The 14,286-nt window shown below is 60.1% G+C and carries 12 protein-coding genes; 9 read left to right on the forward strand and 3 right to left on the reverse strand.

Annotation, left to right across the window (positions count from 1 at the left end; genetic code table 11):
- Positions 1 to 203 precede the first annotated feature (203 nt).
- The 8 genes from putA to P0D52_RS02270 all read left to right on the forward strand — a co-directional run bounded on the left by putA (position 204) and on the right by P0D52_RS02270 (position 12,120).
- Positions 204 to 3,323: a bifunctional proline dehydrogenase/L-glutamate gamma-semialdehyde dehydrogenase PutA gene (gene putA / locus P0D52_RS02235; RefSeq protein ID WP_394693820.1), complete on the forward strand. Its 3,120-nt coding sequence runs from the start codon at positions 204 to 206 to the stop codon at positions 3,321 to 3,323.
- A 304-nt stretch (positions 3,324 to 3,627) separates the two neighbouring features.
- The gene (locus P0D52_RS02240) at positions 3,628 to 5,481 is read left to right on the forward strand and encodes a ribonucleoside-diphosphate reductase subunit alpha (RefSeq protein WP_394694816.1); all 1,854 of its coding nucleotides are present in this window, start codon (positions 3,628 to 3,630) and stop codon (positions 5,479 to 5,481) included.
- Between the two features lie 193 nt (positions 5,482 to 5,674).
- Positions 5,675 to 6,496 (forward strand): lipid A-modifier LpxR family protein, encoded by an 822-nt coding sequence (locus tag P0D52_RS02245; protein WP_394693821.1) that lies wholly within the window; start codon positions 5,675 to 5,677, stop codon positions 6,494 to 6,496.
- Positions 6,497 to 6,632: 136 nt separating this feature from the next.
- Positions 6,633 to 7,670, forward strand: a complete 1,038-nt coding sequence (locus P0D52_RS02250) for a ribonucleotide-diphosphate reductase subunit beta (RefSeq protein ID WP_394693822.1) — start codon at positions 6,633 to 6,635, stop codon at positions 7,668 to 7,670.
- 45 nt (positions 7,671 to 7,715) lie between these two features.
- Positions 7,716 to 9,179: an AMP nucleosidase gene (locus P0D52_RS02255; RefSeq protein WP_394693823.1), complete on the forward strand. Its 1,464-nt coding sequence runs from the start codon at positions 7,716 to 7,718 to the stop codon at positions 9,177 to 9,179.
- Positions 9,180 to 9,290: 111 nt separating this feature from the next.
- Entirely contained in the window at positions 9,291 to 10,055 is a 765-nt protein-coding gene (locus P0D52_RS02260; RefSeq protein WP_394693824.1) for a tyrosine-protein phosphatase, read from the forward strand.
- Positions 10,052 to 11,323 (forward strand): aminodeoxychorismate synthase component I, encoded by a 1,272-nt coding sequence (gene pabB / locus P0D52_RS02265; protein ID WP_394693825.1) that lies wholly within the window; start codon positions 10,052 to 10,054, stop codon positions 11,321 to 11,323. Before P0D52_RS02260 ends, pabB begins: the two co-directional genes overlap by 4 nt.
- On the forward strand, positions 11,323 to 12,120 hold the full coding sequence (locus P0D52_RS02270) for an aminotransferase class IV (RefSeq protein ID WP_394693826.1): 798 nt from the start codon (positions 11,323 to 11,325) through the stop codon (positions 12,118 to 12,120). Before pabB ends, P0D52_RS02270 begins: the two co-directional genes overlap by 1 nt.
- Here P0D52_RS02270 and P0D52_RS02275 read toward each other — a convergent pair whose 3' ends face one another.
- The 3 genes from P0D52_RS02275 to P0D52_RS02285 form a co-directional block, all read right to left on the reverse strand.
- A complete protein-coding gene (locus P0D52_RS02275; protein WP_394693827.1) occupies positions 12,121 to 12,657 on the reverse strand; it encodes a TadE/TadG family type IV pilus assembly protein in 537 nt (178 codons plus the stop codon). It lies immediately after the preceding gene.
- Positions 12,650 to 13,177, reverse strand: coding sequence for a TadE/TadG family type IV pilus assembly protein (locus tag P0D52_RS02280; RefSeq protein ID WP_394693828.1), 528 nt, complete (start codon positions 13,175 to 13,177; stop codon positions 12,650 to 12,652). Before P0D52_RS02280 ends, P0D52_RS02275 begins: the two co-directional genes overlap by 8 nt.
- A gap of 88 nt (positions 13,178 to 13,265) precedes the next feature.
- Positions 13,266 to 13,751 carry a pilus assembly protein N-terminal domain-containing protein gene (locus P0D52_RS02285; protein ID WP_394693829.1) on the reverse strand — a complete coding sequence of 162 codons (486 nt, stop codon included), beginning with the start codon at positions 13,749 to 13,751 and terminating at the stop codon, positions 13,266 to 13,268.
- Positions 13,752 to 14,028: 277 nt separating this feature from the next.
- On the opposite strand from P0D52_RS02285, the gene P0D52_RS02290 reads away from it, so the two are divergent.
- The gene (locus P0D52_RS02290; protein WP_187165614.1) at positions 14,029 to 14,187 is read left to right on the forward strand and encodes a Flp family type IVb pilin; all 159 of its coding nucleotides are present in this window, start codon (positions 14,029 to 14,031) and stop codon (positions 14,185 to 14,187) included.
- Positions 14,188 to 14,286: the final 99 nt, after the last annotated feature.

Raw genomic sequence — 14,286 nt, forward strand, 5'->3', positions numbered from 1 at the left:
TGCGTTTGGGCTTGTCTTCGAAGCCCTCTTCATAGCCGTCCTCGAAGTCCTCGTCCGGCTCGATATCGTTCAGATCTTCACTCATGCTGTTCTCCATAAACCATATTGCGCACATGGCGAAGAGGCGTTTCAGCCTCTTGCCAGCGGGCAACTGGCATGATCAATGGACCGCGTTTGTGGTCTGGCCGCCGCGGAGATTTGCCATGCCTGATACCGCCTCCATCCGTCTCGACTGGGACAAGATCGACGCGCAGAAATTTGCCGATGAATCAGAGGCGGCGCGCGCGCTGGCCGGCAAGATCGGTTTCAGCGAAGAGGACCGTGCCGAAGCCCGCCGCGAGGCGATTGACCTTGTAAAACGCGCCCGCGCTTCCACCAAGGTGGCCGGGCTGATGGAATCCTTCCTCCAGGAATTTGGTCTCTCCAACAAGGAGGGGCTGGCCCTGATGTGTCTGGCGGAAGCCCTGCTGCGCGTGCCGGATGCGGAAACCGTCGACAAGCTGATTGCCGAGCGGATCAGTTCGGGCGAATGGGGTGGTCATATCGGCAAGTCGGAACACTGGCTGGTCAATGCCTCCACGCTGGGCCTGATGCTGACCGGATCGGTCGTGAGCGTCGACCGCGAGGCGAAGAAGAATCCCGGCATCTATATGAAGCGCCTGACCCAGCGCATGGGCGAGCCGGTGATCCGGGCCGCTACCATGCAGGCGATGAAAATCCTCGGCGAACAATTCGTTCTGGGCCGGACGATCAAGGAAGCGATCAAGCGTGGTCACAAGACGGCTGGCCGCTTGCATTCCTTCGACATGCTGGGCGAGGGCGCCCGCACCCATGCCGATGCCGCCCGCTATCATTCCCGCTATCTGGAAGCGATTGCCACGGTCGGGAAAAATCGCGGCGAGGGCCCGATCGAGCTGGTGGATGGCGTGTCGGTGAAGCTGTCCGCCCTGCACCCGCGCTATCATGCCGTGAAGGCCAAATCGGTCTTTGAAGAGCTCTATTCGCTGGTTCTGGAACAGGCCGAAGCGGCCAAGGCCCAGAATATCGGCCTGTGTCTGGATGCCGAGGAATCCGACCGTCTGGTGATTTCGCTGAAAATCCTGGAACGGCTGGCCCGCGAACCGTCTCTGGCTGGCTGGGACGGGCTGGGGCTGGCCATTCAGGCCTATCAGAAGCGCTGCGCGGCAGTGATCGACATGATCATTGCGCTGGGCCGGGAAACCGGGCGGCGTTTCCTCGTCCGCCTCGTAAAGGGAGCGTATTGGGACACGGAAATCAAATTCGCCCAGCAAATGGGCTGGCCGGACTTTCCAGTCTGGACGACCAAGCCGGCGACCGATCTCAACTATCTGGCCTGCGCGAAGCTGATGCTGACCGCGCCGGATGTGATTTACAGCCAGTTTGCCACCCATAACGCCTTCACGCTGTGCGCCGTGCGCCTGCTGGCGCAGAAGGCGGGCGTGGAGCAATATGAATTCCAGCGCCTGCACGGCATGGGCGAGCCGCTCTACAAGGCCGCGCAGGATGCCTATGGCGGCCATCCGGTGCGGATTTACGCGCCCGTGGGCAGTCATGAAGACCTGTTGCCCTATCTGGTGCGGCGCCTTCTGGAGAATGGGGCCAATACCTCTTTCGTGCATTCCTTCCTCGACAAGGACGTGCCGGCCGAAGATGTCGCCAGCGGTCCGTTTGACCAGGCCGATATCATTGACCGCCATCCCTTCATTCCGACGCCGCCGCGCCTGTATGGCGAACACCGCGCCAATTCCGCCGGGGTGGATCTGAGCCAGGTTCTGGTGCGCGGCCGCCTGGCGCGTGTTCAGGCCGAGCTGGATGAAAAACTGCCGCTGGCCGCCGGGCCGATCATCAACGGCAAGATGTATGAGAACGAGCCGTTCAAACATGCCAGACCGATCAATCAGCACGAGATCGTCTCCATCATCAGCAATGCCGATGACGAGATGATCGAGACCGCGTTCGAGGCAGCCGAGGAGGCGCATCTACGCTGGGACAAGCTGGGCGGACCCAAGCGCGCGGAAATCCTGCGCGCCATGGGTGACGCGCTGGAAGCGGATACCGATCGTCTGATCGCCATCATGACGCGTGAAGGCGGCAAGACGCTGGCCGATGGCGTGGCGGAAGTGCGCGAGGCGGTCGATTTCTGCCGCTATTACGCCAATGAGGCCGAGACCAAATTTGTCGGACCCGTCCGCCTGCCCGGACCGGCGGGTGAGACGAATCATCTGGAATTGCGCGGGCGCGGTGTGTTTGTCTGCATCAGCCCGTGGAATTTCCCGCTGGCAATCTTCACCGGTCAGGTGGCCGCCGCGCTGGCAGCCGGCAATGCCGTTGTCGCCAAGCCGGCCGAGCAGACGCCGCTCATTGCCTGCGAGGCGGTCAAGCTGTTCCAGAAGGCGGGTCTGCCCAAGGACGTCCTGCACCTGATCACCGGCGATGGCCGTGCCGGCGCGGCGCTGGTCAATGATCCGCGCACGGGCGGGGTGTGTTTTACCGGCTCGACCGAGGTAGCGCGCATCATCAACAAGTCGCTGTCGGAAAAAGACGGTCCGATCGTTCCGTTTATCGCCGAGACGGGCGGTCTTAATGGCATGTTCGTCGATACCTCCGCGCTCAAGGAGCAGGTGATCGACGATGCGATCATCTCCGCCTTCGGCTCGGCCGGGCAACGCTGTTCGGCGCTGCGCATATTATTCCTGCCAGAAGATACGGCGGACAAATTCATCGACGGCCTGATGGGGGCGATGGATGCCCTCGCGCTGGGCGATCCGGCGGATGCCTTCACCGATGTCGGTCCGGTGATCGACGAGGAGGCCAAGGGCATCCTCGACCAGCACATGACCCGGATGCGGGTGAATGCGAAAGTGCTCAAACAGGCCAATCCGGGCCCGCTGGCGGCGGACGGTTTCTATTTTGCGCCGGCCCTGATCGAATTGCCCTCGTTGGACCTGATGGAGCGGGAGGTCTTCGGACCGATTCTCCATATCGTGCGCTACAAGCGCAAAGAGGTCGGCAAGATGGCGCGGGAACTGGCGGCCAAGGGCTATGGGCTGACGCTGGGCATTCATTCGCGCCTGTCGCGCTTCCATGAGGAAATCATGGAGGCGGTACCCGCCGGCAATGTCTATGTGAACCGGAATATCACCGGCGCCGTTGTGGGTGTGCAGCCCTTCGGCGGTGAGGGGCTGTCCGGCACCGGACCCAAGGCCGGCGGTCCGAATTATGTGACCCGGTTCGCCGCAGAGCGGACCGTCACCGTTAACATTTCGGCGCAGGGCGGTGATCCGGAATTGCTAAGTCTTTGACGTTTCAGGGGGGTGAAAAACCCTACTGCAAAAAGCATTACCGGAGTTTGTCAGTGACGACAGGGCATTAGGCGTTCGTTAACCAAAAAATCCGTTTTCGGACCAATTCCCCCGTTGACCCTGACGCCTGTCTTGCGCACTATATGTTGCGTCGGCTGAGACAGCGGACACACCATCATGGGATTTTCAGAGCAGCGGCGCAAAAGCGTGCGTTTTGCGCGACAGGCAAGCTGCGCTCTGATTTCCGGGGGGAGACGAGTAGAAAATGACGCCTTACGACGCTGCAGCATTGGCCAAAAGCACCATGGACACGCAACCGCAAGAGACGCTGCGCCCGGGCAAGCCGCGCGCGCAAAAACCGGATCTGAAACTGGTCAAGCAGGTTCAGACGGATCCGTCGCGCGATGCGCTTCTGACCGATTTCGGCAAGAAGACCATGGTCGACCGATATCTCCTGCAAGGCGAATCCTATCAGGACATGTTCGCGCGTGTGGCGAAGGCCTATGCCGACGATACCGACCATGCCCAGCGCATCTATGACTATATCTCGAATCTCTGGTTCATGCCGGCGACGCCCGTCTTGTCCAATGGCGGTGCGATGCGGGGCCTGCCGATTTCGTGCTTCCTGAACACGGTCGGCGATTCGCTGAATGACATCGTCAACACCTGGACCGAGAATGTCTGGCTCGCTTCCAATGGCGGCGGCATCGGCACCTATTGGGGCAGCGTGCGCTCGATCGGCGAGAAGGTCGGTCAGAACGGCCAGACGTCCGGCATCATTCCTTTCATCCGTGTGATGGATTCGCTGACGCTCGCCATCTCCCAGGGCTCGCTGCGCCGTGGTTCGGCGGCGGTGTATCTGGACATCCACCACCCGGAAATCGAGGAATTCCTCGAAATCCGCAAACCCTCGGGCGACTTCAACCGCAAGAGTCTCAACCTTCACCATGGCCTCAATGTCACCGATGCCTTCATGGAAGCGGTCAAGAATGATGGCGAATACGAGCTGAAATCACCGCGCACCGGCGAAGTTGTCCGCTCGGTATCCGCGCGCAAGATCTGGCAGAAAATCCTCGATCTGCGCCTGCAGACGGGTGAGCCCTATATCGTCTTCTCCGACACGGTGAATGACGCCCTGCCATCCCACCAGAAGAAGCAGGGCCTGAAAGTCCGCCAGTCGAATCTGTGCGCTGAAATCATGCTTCCGACGGGTGTCGACAAGCATGGCCGCGACCGGACGGCGGTGTGCTGCCTGTCCTCGCTCAATGCCGAGAAATTCCTCGAATGGAAGGATGATCCGCGTTTCATCGAGGACATTTTCCGTTTCCTCGACAATGTGCTGGAGGACTTCATCGAGCGCGCACCGGACGAGATGGCCCGCGCGGTCTATTCGGCCCAGCGGGAGCGTTCGGTCGGGCTGGGCCTGATGGGCTTCCATTCCTTCCTGCAGAAGATGAATGCGCCGTTTGAATCACCGATGGCAAAATCCTGGAACATGAAAATGTTCAAGCATATCCGTCAGGAAGCCGACAAGGCGTCGGTCAAGCTGGCCGAAGAGCGCGGTGCCTGCCCGGATGCCGAGGAAGCGGGCGTGAAAGCGCGCTTCTCGCACAAGCTGGCGATTGCCCCGACCGCGTCGATCTCGATCATCTGCGGTGGCACATCGGCGGGTATCGAGCCGATCCCGGCCAATTTCTACGTCCACAAGACCCTGTCCGGGTCCTTCTCGGTCAAGAATCCGGAACTCAAGCGGGTGCTGGAGGAAAAAGGTCAGGACACGCAAGAAGTCTGGAATTCCATTCTCGAGCATGAGGGGTCGGTCCAGCATCTCGATTGCCTCGACCAGAACGAGAAAGATCTGTTCAAGACGGCGTTCGAGATTGATCAGCGCTGGGTGATCGAGCATGCCGCCGATCGCACGCCTTATGTCTGCCAGTCGCAATCCCTGAACATTTTCCTGCCGGGCGATGTCGATAAATGGGATTTGCACATGCTGCACTGGACGGCCTGGGAGAAGGGCGTGAAATCGCTCTATTACTGCCGGTCGAAATCCATCCAGCGCGCCTCCTATGCCGGGGCCGCCGACAAGACGGATGCGGAAGCCTCGATGATGGAGGCCGCAAAGACGGATTACGAGGAATGCCTCGCCTGTCAGTAGGTAAAATCAATAGCGAAACGGGCGGCCATTGAGCCGCCCTTTTTGTTGCGCTGCACCATGTGCGTTTCGAGTCACGCTTTCAAAAATATCTTTACCATAGCTGTCAGATTCATGTTTTTCCGGCTGAATTCAGGCGAAATTCACAAACAGCCATGATATCCTGATCAACGAATTGAGTTTGGGGAGTGAAGTCGTGCGCCGTCCGGGTCGGCATATTGCGATGGTATCGCTGGTGGTTTTCGGAACCGCCGCGCTGGCCCATGCGCAGGATGCGCCGCGGCAGCCGCTCGCTTTCGATGTTGACGATGCGATCATGGCGCCATTTCTGCTGGCTCAGCCTGAATCCACGTCATTTATTGATAATAACGCTGCTGCTGTGGCAACCGGCGTTCTGGGCGAGACCGGAACCGACAATGCCTCTCTGGCGGCCTTTTCCGGCTATTCGGCGGCGATCAGCCAGCTCGACGAGCTGACCCGGATCGAGGTTCGCGTGCATGAGCCGAATCTCCTGTCCCGGTCAGACCGGCTGTTTGACCCGGAGTCCGGCGTTGATTCGGCGATTATCCGTCCGATGCGGGAAACCCGGTCGTCGGTCGCGGTCGATTATGTCACGCGCTTTGATTCTCATGGTGGGGAAACGGGTCTGGACCTGTCCTTTGAACCGCGCGCCGGTGTGAGCATCGGTCCGGAAGGATCGGGCGCCGGGGCCGGTGCGGAAGTGCGCGTTGGCCGCTATCTGCAGCACGATGATGACCGGTCCAGCTGGTATCTGTTTGCCGGCGCGGAACGCCGCGCGCTTTTGTATGATCCCTCCGAGGGCTGGAATATGCGCGGTGCCATGACGCTGGAGCCTTATGCCGTGGTGGGCGATGCCCAGGCCGGTGTGGCCATGCGCTTTGGCGATAATGATCTGTCCTTTGCCTATGTCCGGCGCGAACGCACGGCGCGGATCGGCATTGATGATTACGATGCGGCGGATGATTTTGCGGCCTTTTCGCTCAGCCGCCGCTGGTAGTTATCCACAAAACGCGATTTTCTTGTGAAGAGTGTGCCTACAAGGTCTGGACCTTTAGAGGCGATTAACCCCAATATGTAGTGATTAAGGGCACGCCGTCAGGCGAGTCGCTTTCATAGAATTACCGGGGTTTTCCATGTCCGATACCGCTCAGCGTCCAGGCCTTCTGACCGTCAGCCACTCCTACAAGCCGTTCCGCTATCCGTGGGCGTATGAGTTCTGGAAAAAGCAGCAGCAGGTTCACTGGCTTCCCGAGGAAGTGCCGCTGGGCGAAGATTGCAAGGACTGGGCGACGAATCTGTCGGATCGCGAACGCAATTTGCTGACGCAGATTTTCCGCTTCTTCACGCAGTCCGATGTCGAGGTCGGCGCGAACTACATGGAAAACTACATGCCGCTCTTCAAACCGGTTGAAGTGCGCATGATGCTCGCGGCCTTCTCGAATATGGAGACGGTCCATATCGCAGCCTATGCCTTGCTGCTGGAAACCATCGGCATGCCGGATTCGGAATTCTCGGCCTTCACCGAGTATGAGGAAATGGTCGCCAAGCACGACTATCTCGGCCAGTTCGGAGTGGAGACGGACGAGGATGTGCTGACCTCGATGGCGGTGTTCGGTGCGTTCACGGAAGGCCTGCAGCTCTTTGCCTCTTTCGCGATGCTGATGAATTTCCCGCGCTTCAACAAGATGAAGGGGATGGGGCAGATCGTATCCTGGTCGGTGCGCGATGAATCGCTGCACTGCGAGGGCATGATGAAGATGTTCCACACCTTTGCGGAAGAAACCGGTGCCTATACGCAAGCGGTCAAGGACAAGATCGTGGAATGCTGCCGCACGGTCGTTGCGCTGGAAGACAAATTCATCGAGCTGGCGTTTGAAGCCGGCGATGTGGAAGGCATGACGCCCGACGATATCAAGCGCTATATCCGCTACATTGCCGACTGGCGCCTGCGCCAGCTGAAGCTGGAGCCGATTTTCGGGATCGAGAAACACCCGCTGCCTTGGCTGACCGAGATTCTGAACGGGGTTGAGCACGCCAATTTCTTCGAGGCGCGCGCCACGGAATATTCCAAGGGCGCGACCAAGGGTGAATGGCATGGCGATGATGGTGTCTGGGCGAGTTTCGACAAATTCCAGAAGAGCAAGCCGCTGAACGACCTGCCGGCGGAGTAGGGTTTTCGACTTGCCGCCTGCGCCTGTTTCCGGCATTAGCTGGCCATGAAAACGTTTGAAATCGCAAAAACACCGGAGGCGGCCGTTGACCGGCTAGTGGACCTCCATTCCGCTTCGGTTGAAAATCTCCGCCTTGCGCTGAAAGCCTATCTGGATGGCGGCATTGCGCCGGATCCGAAAGCCCGCGAGGCCGGCGCCTTCGCCTATCCCGAATTGCGCGTGCGCTATGAACCGGAAGGCTCGCCGCCGCCGGTCAGCCGGGCCTTCGGCAAGTTCTCCGAGCCGGGGCTCTACGCCTCCTCGATCACGCATCCCGAATTGTTTCGCGACTATCTGGTCGAGCAGCTGACCCTGCTGAATGATCAGTATGACATCACGATCGAAACCGGCCCGTCCGCAGACGAGATCGCCTTTTCGACGGTGCTCGACGGGGCAGAGGATCTCGATCTGGACGCGGCCTCTGTGGCCGATCTGGTGCGCAATTTTCCCTATGCCGATCTGGCGAAGATCGATGATGCCCTGCCTAATGGCGAGCGCACGCCGCCGCCGGGCGCGCCGCGTCCGCTGACGCTGTTTGATGCGCCGCGGGTGGATTACTCGCTGCAACGGCTGAAGCATTATACCGGCAGCCCGTATGAAGACTTCCAGCAATTCATCCTCTTCACCAATTATCATCGCTATGTGGACGCCTTTGCGGCCTGGGCGATCGGGCAGCTGAAAGAGGATAATGAGTATGAGAGCTTCTCGGCGGCCGGCTTTGTCGAGGTAGATGCCAAAACGCCCAATCCGCGCGCCGATGTCGAGGCCGCGCCCTGGCGGCGTTTCCAGATGCCCGCCTATCACCTGAAAGCGCCCGGCGGACGCGGGATTACGCTCGTGAATATCGGGGTCGGACCGTCGAACGCCAAGAACATCACCGACCATCTGGCCGTGCTGCGGCCTGAATGCTGGATGATGATCGGCCATTGCGGCGGTCTGCGTCATTCCCAGCGTCTGGGCGATTACGTGCTGGCGCACGCCTATCTGCGTTATGACAGCGTGCTGGACCGCGAATTGCCGGTGGAGATCCCGATCCCGCCGATCGCGGAAATCCAGATTGCGTTGGCCGATGCGGTGAAACGCGTCTCCGGTGATAGCCGCGAGGACATCAAGCGCCGCCTGCGCACCGGGACGGTGGCCACCTATGCCGATAGAAACTGGGAGCTGCGCTATCATGCCGAGGCACGGCGCATCAACCAGAGCCGGGCGATTGCGGTGGACATGGAATCGGCGACGATCGCCGCCAATGGTTTCCGCCTGCGCGTGCCGTATGGAACGCTTCTGTGCGTGTCCGACAAGCCCTTGCATGGCGAGTTGAAACTGCCCGGCGCGGCCAATCTCTTCTATCAGAAATCGGTCTCCGAACACCTGATGGCGGGTATTGAAACCGTCGAGATACTACGCAGCAATGAGGCGAATGCGCTGCATTCCCGCAAACTGCGCAGCTTCGACGAGCCGCCGTTCCGGTAGGTGTTTCTGCGGCTTTTCCGCCTTGTGCATTTCCGATGTTTTTTCACCCGAATGGGCGATTGTTTTTTGGTGTGTCTTGCCCTTTTCGGCCCGGTCCAGTAGCAGACCAGCATGAGCCGTGTTCTTGATTTTGAAGGTATTCGCAATTTCCGCCATTTCGGTGATTACACCGGACGGGACGGGACGCGCGTGCGCTCGGGGCTCTACCGCTCCGGGCATTTTCACAATGTCACCGAGGCGGACCGGGCCAAGCTCGACGCTTTGAATATTTCGGTCATCGCCGATCTGCGCCGCCCGCGCGAGAGGGATAATGAACCTTCCAGCTGGGGCGAAGGCTATCGCATTTTGCAATCAGATGTCGCCGGACATGCCGAACCGCCGCATATGCGCTTTTTGCGGACGGGGGATATGAGCCCGGAAGGTGTGGCCGATTTCATGCGCTCGACCTATCGCCGCCTGCCGAACGAGAAGGGCAATCAGGAGGTGTTTACCGCCGGATTGCGCGAGCTGGCCACGCATGGCCCCGATGAAGGCTTCGTCGTGCATTGTGCGGCCGGAAAGGACCGGACCGGTCTGTTCTGTGCGTTGGCCCTGTCTCTGGCCGGGGCTTCGAAGGACGATATCTACGACGATTATCTGATGACCAATACGGCGGTCGATTATGATTTGCTGGTGCCGTTGATCCACAAGCGGATCGAGGAAACCTATGAGCGCAAGGTGCCCGAAGAATCGATGCGCGTCTTCCTTGGTGTGAAGGGCGAATATCTCGACGAGGCGTTTGACGAGATCGGTTCGGCGGAAAGCTATGTCACCGAGGTGCTCGGCCTGACGGAAGATGAAGTCGCGGCGGTCCGGGCCAATCTGATAGCCAGGTGAGCGCAAACGGTTCGGAACCACTGGACTGGATCGCGCCGGAGCGGGCCTTTGCGCCCTTTCGCATACAGGATGGTTCCTTGCTGCTTCAGGGCGGGCAGGGCTCGCAATCGCGGCTTTATGCCTTGCCGATCGAATTCCTGACATTCTGGCCGGGGGATGATCTGGCGGCATTCCTGGACCGTGCGCGGACGATTTTGGCCGAAGGATATCAGCTGGCCGGATTGTTCGACTATGAGTTCGCGGCGGTGCTGGAGGCGAAGCTGGCGCCCCCGCACAAATGGTTTCCGCTGGTCCGCCTCGGCGTCTATCCGGCCTGGGCGGTATTCGATCCGGCCAGGCAGAGCCTGACGCTGGAGGGCAGTGAAGAGGGCCGCGCGCGCCTGAAAACCGGGCTGCATATCGGGCAGCCTCCGGCCAAACCCGCCCGCGGAGAGGTCCAGCCCGCCTGGTCCCGCGATGCCTATTTGGCCGCCTGCCGGACATTGATCGCGCATATCCGCGCCGGGGATATCTATCAGGCCAATCTGTCGCAAGGGTTTTCCGGACGCCTGCAGGGAGATCCCTGGGCGGTCTTTCTTCGCCTGATCGCGCAAAGCGATGCGCCCCATGCCGCCTGGTTCCGGCCGACACGCGAACATGTGGTGATTACAAATTCGCCGGAACGGTTTTTGAAACTGGAGGCTGGCCGCGTCGAGAGCCGCCCGATCAAGGGCACGCGGCCGCGCCGCGCCGATCCTGATGCGGACCGGGCGGAAGCAGACGCCTTGTCCGCCAGCGGCAAGGACCGGGCGGAGAATCTGATGATTGTCGATCTGGTGCGCAATGACCTCTCCCGTGTCTGCACGCCGGGCAGTATCAAAGTGCCGCGCCTGAATGCGGTGGAAAGCTATGCCAATGTCCATCATCTGGTCTCGACCGTGGAAGGCCGCTTGCAGGCGGACAAGGATGCGTTCGATCTGATCTGTGCGGCTTTTCCGCCCGGTTCGATCACCGGCGCACCGAAAATCCGGGCGATGAAGCTGATTGCGGAGGCCGAGCAGGCGCGGCGCGGTGCCTATTGCGGTGCGCTGGGCTGGATCGGGGAGGGCGGTCAGGCGATGGACCTCAATGTCATGATCCGGACGCTGGACCTTCTCCGCACCGATAGCGACTGGCAGATTGCGGCGCGATCGGGCGGAGCGATCACCATCGAATCGGAACCCGAAGCCGAGTATGAAGAGACGTTGCACAAGCTGAGCGCGCTTCAGGCGGCTCTGGAGACTGATTGATGTGGGCGTTGACAGACGGAAAAGCCCGGCCGATTGACGGTCTGCCGGTGGAGGATCGCGGATTTCTGCTCGGCGATGGCGTGTTCGAGACCTTTCGTATCGCACGCGGACGCATCCGTCATTCTGATCCGCATGCGGCATCTCTGGCGTCCGCGTGTGCGGCGCTGGACTTGCCAGTGCCGGACTGGGCCGGCATTGAGCGCGCAATCGCCGGCGTGACAGGCGCGGACGGTGAACGTGTTGGCAAGCTGATCCTGACGCGGGGAGGCGGAGGACGGGGGCTCGCACCAATCCCTGATCCCGATGTCCGTCTGTTTTTCGAGCACTTCCCCGTGCCGCCGCGGCCGGAGGCGATCCGTCTGGCATTGGTCGATCTGCGCCGCTCGGCCAGCAGTCTGGCGGTGCGGTTCAAGACGCTCAGCTATGCCGATAATCTGGCCGCCCGCCGGGAGGCTGTTGCGCGCGGCGGCGATGTGGCCCTGCTGCTGACGGAATCGGGCCTCGTATCCGGGGCCGATAGCGCCAATTTGTTCTGGGAGCAGGACGGTCAGGTCTTCACGCCCTCCACCGGGTGCGGCATTCGCAATGGCGTCATGCGTCAGTGCGTCATGCGCTGGCTGGAAGACGCCGGCTGGCCCGCCGAAGAAATCGAGGCCGGGCCTGACACGTTGATGGCGGCGCGATCGGTATGGATCACAAATTCCGTGGGCGGGGTGATGCCGGTATCTGCGATCGATGGACAGGTGTTTGAGGCCGCGTCGGACGTCCTTGACCGCTTGCGAGCCGCTGATCTCTGATCAGTCGCGGCTGACCACGAGGGACTGGCGCGGACGCAGGAAGAATTCTTCTTCTATGTCGAAATCGCCGGTGACTTCGCGGAAGGGGGCTTCATAGGCATAGCCGACTTCCACCCAGATGATCGACCGGCCCGGCGTCAGCACGCCGGCGGGGAGGGTTGGTTGCGAGCCTTCGGCCCGGGCCAGCGTGCCGCGGGCATCGCTCCAGTCGACGGCGACATCACCGGTCAGATCCATGGAGACGCTGGAGATCCGGGCCGAGAAATTGGCCGGATCATAAGGGGCGATAATGGCGGCGCCGGCGTTGAGAATATCGACCATCTCGCCATTCGTGATGACGTCATCCTGAGCGACCAGGTCGGCGAGGGCGCTGGCGGCATTGGTGACTTTCCGGTCGACCGACAGAGCCAGCGAGATTTCCACCATGCCGAGATACAAGAGCACCATGACCGGGGCGATCAGGGCGAATTCAACCGCTGAAACGCCGTCCCGGTTGCCGCCCAGGCGGCGAAGAAATTTGCGCGCGGACCTAATCATCGAAGGGCTCGTTCCGGAAGACGGTGGAGGACTGGATCAGGCGGCGATTGTCCGGAAGATTGCTGGCGGCGCCGAACATGTTCGGCAGGATCAGCGGATAGCTGTAATAGACCCGGACAAGCACGATATCGCCGGCATCACCGGGGTTGAACCCCATGTTTCCACCATTCAGCGTGCCGTCATCGGCAATGGGCGGGGTCGGATTGATATCGTCAAAGTCGTCAAAGACAGCGACTTCAAACACCATCTGATCGCAATCGGCGATCACTTCAATCCGGTCGCAGACCTCCGTCCGGAAGCTGGCCGCATCACCGCCGCCGCCCTGCAATTGTCCGGTACGGATCAGGCGGGCCGATTCCAGAACGGCATTTTCAATAACGGTTTCGGCAAAGAAGACGGCCGCAACCTCGATCAACGCCATCAGAAAAAAGAAAAACGGGCCGGCAATCAGCGCAAATTCGACAGCGGTCGCGCCGTCGCGATTTTTGCGGAAGGATCTGAAAAAACCTGTCCTGTGCATGTTCCGGCTCCGGAAATCAGCACGCTTTCTATACATGAAGCACTTAAACCCGCGTGAAGAGGCAGGGTTAATGGCGCGCTAAGCCGCTTTACTCATTGCCGCCTTCAAGGCTGCGCGGGCTCTGGGAGTCTTCTGTGATCGCCGTGGCCTCTGCTGCCAGACCGATCCGCGCGCTTTGTTGATCGGTCGCCGTATCAAATGCATCGGAATCATCACCGACGGTCGGGCTAGCGACGCAATGCGGCGTGCAGGTCATGGTGGTGCGGGCTGCGCCGCGTTGCAGGACAAGCTGTCCGGAGGTCGACGGGCCAACGACAAAGTCTTCCGAATAAATCACCCGGCCCTGACGATCCAGCGCGATGATATTCGTCCGGCCAAACAGGCGGCCGGTGACGATCAATGTCCGCCGGTCATGAATAACCGCATCGGCGATGGCCGGATTGCCTATAATAACGGTGGAGGCTGAGGCCTGGAGGCGGACAACATCGGCGTGCTCGACTTCCAGCATCTGGTCGGCTGCGGCCATGGCCGGGACAAACAGAAGGCAGGCAAGGGCGGTCAGGGCTTTACGCATGGCGTGCTCCACGGGTGTCGCTGTTCTCTCTTATATGAGCGCAGCCGCGTGAAGACTTTCTAAACGGAAAGGTTCGAAGATCACATTCGATTTACACTTGTTTTGTTTAGCCCATGTTAACTATAAATCACGGTCTGAAATATTAGTACATAATTAAGTATGAGTATTCACCTCTTTTAAACGGTCCTGTGTTTTATTGTTTGCACACGACAAGAGAGGTCGGGACAAAAAGCCTCCTTGAAGTGGATGTGTGGCTAGCAACACGGGAGTAGACCCAATGCAAATCGTAACTCGCTTTTTCAAAGATGAATCTGGTGCAACGGCTATCGAATATGGCCTGATCGCTGCTCTAATCGCTGTGGTTATTATCGGTGCCGTGACGGCGCTCGGTACCGGCGTTCGTGACAACATGCAGACGGTTGCCGACGCGATCTAGTTCGCGAGACAATCCAAAGCGTTCAAGGGGCTGCCCATCGGGCGGCCCCTTTTGCTATCCGGATAGGGCCCGGATCGGAGCCAACCGATTGTTAAGCCT

The sequence above is a fragment of the Hyphobacterium sp. genome, from assembly GCF_043584775.1.
GTDB lineage: Bacteria > Pseudomonadota > Alphaproteobacteria > Caulobacterales > Maricaulaceae > Hyphobacterium.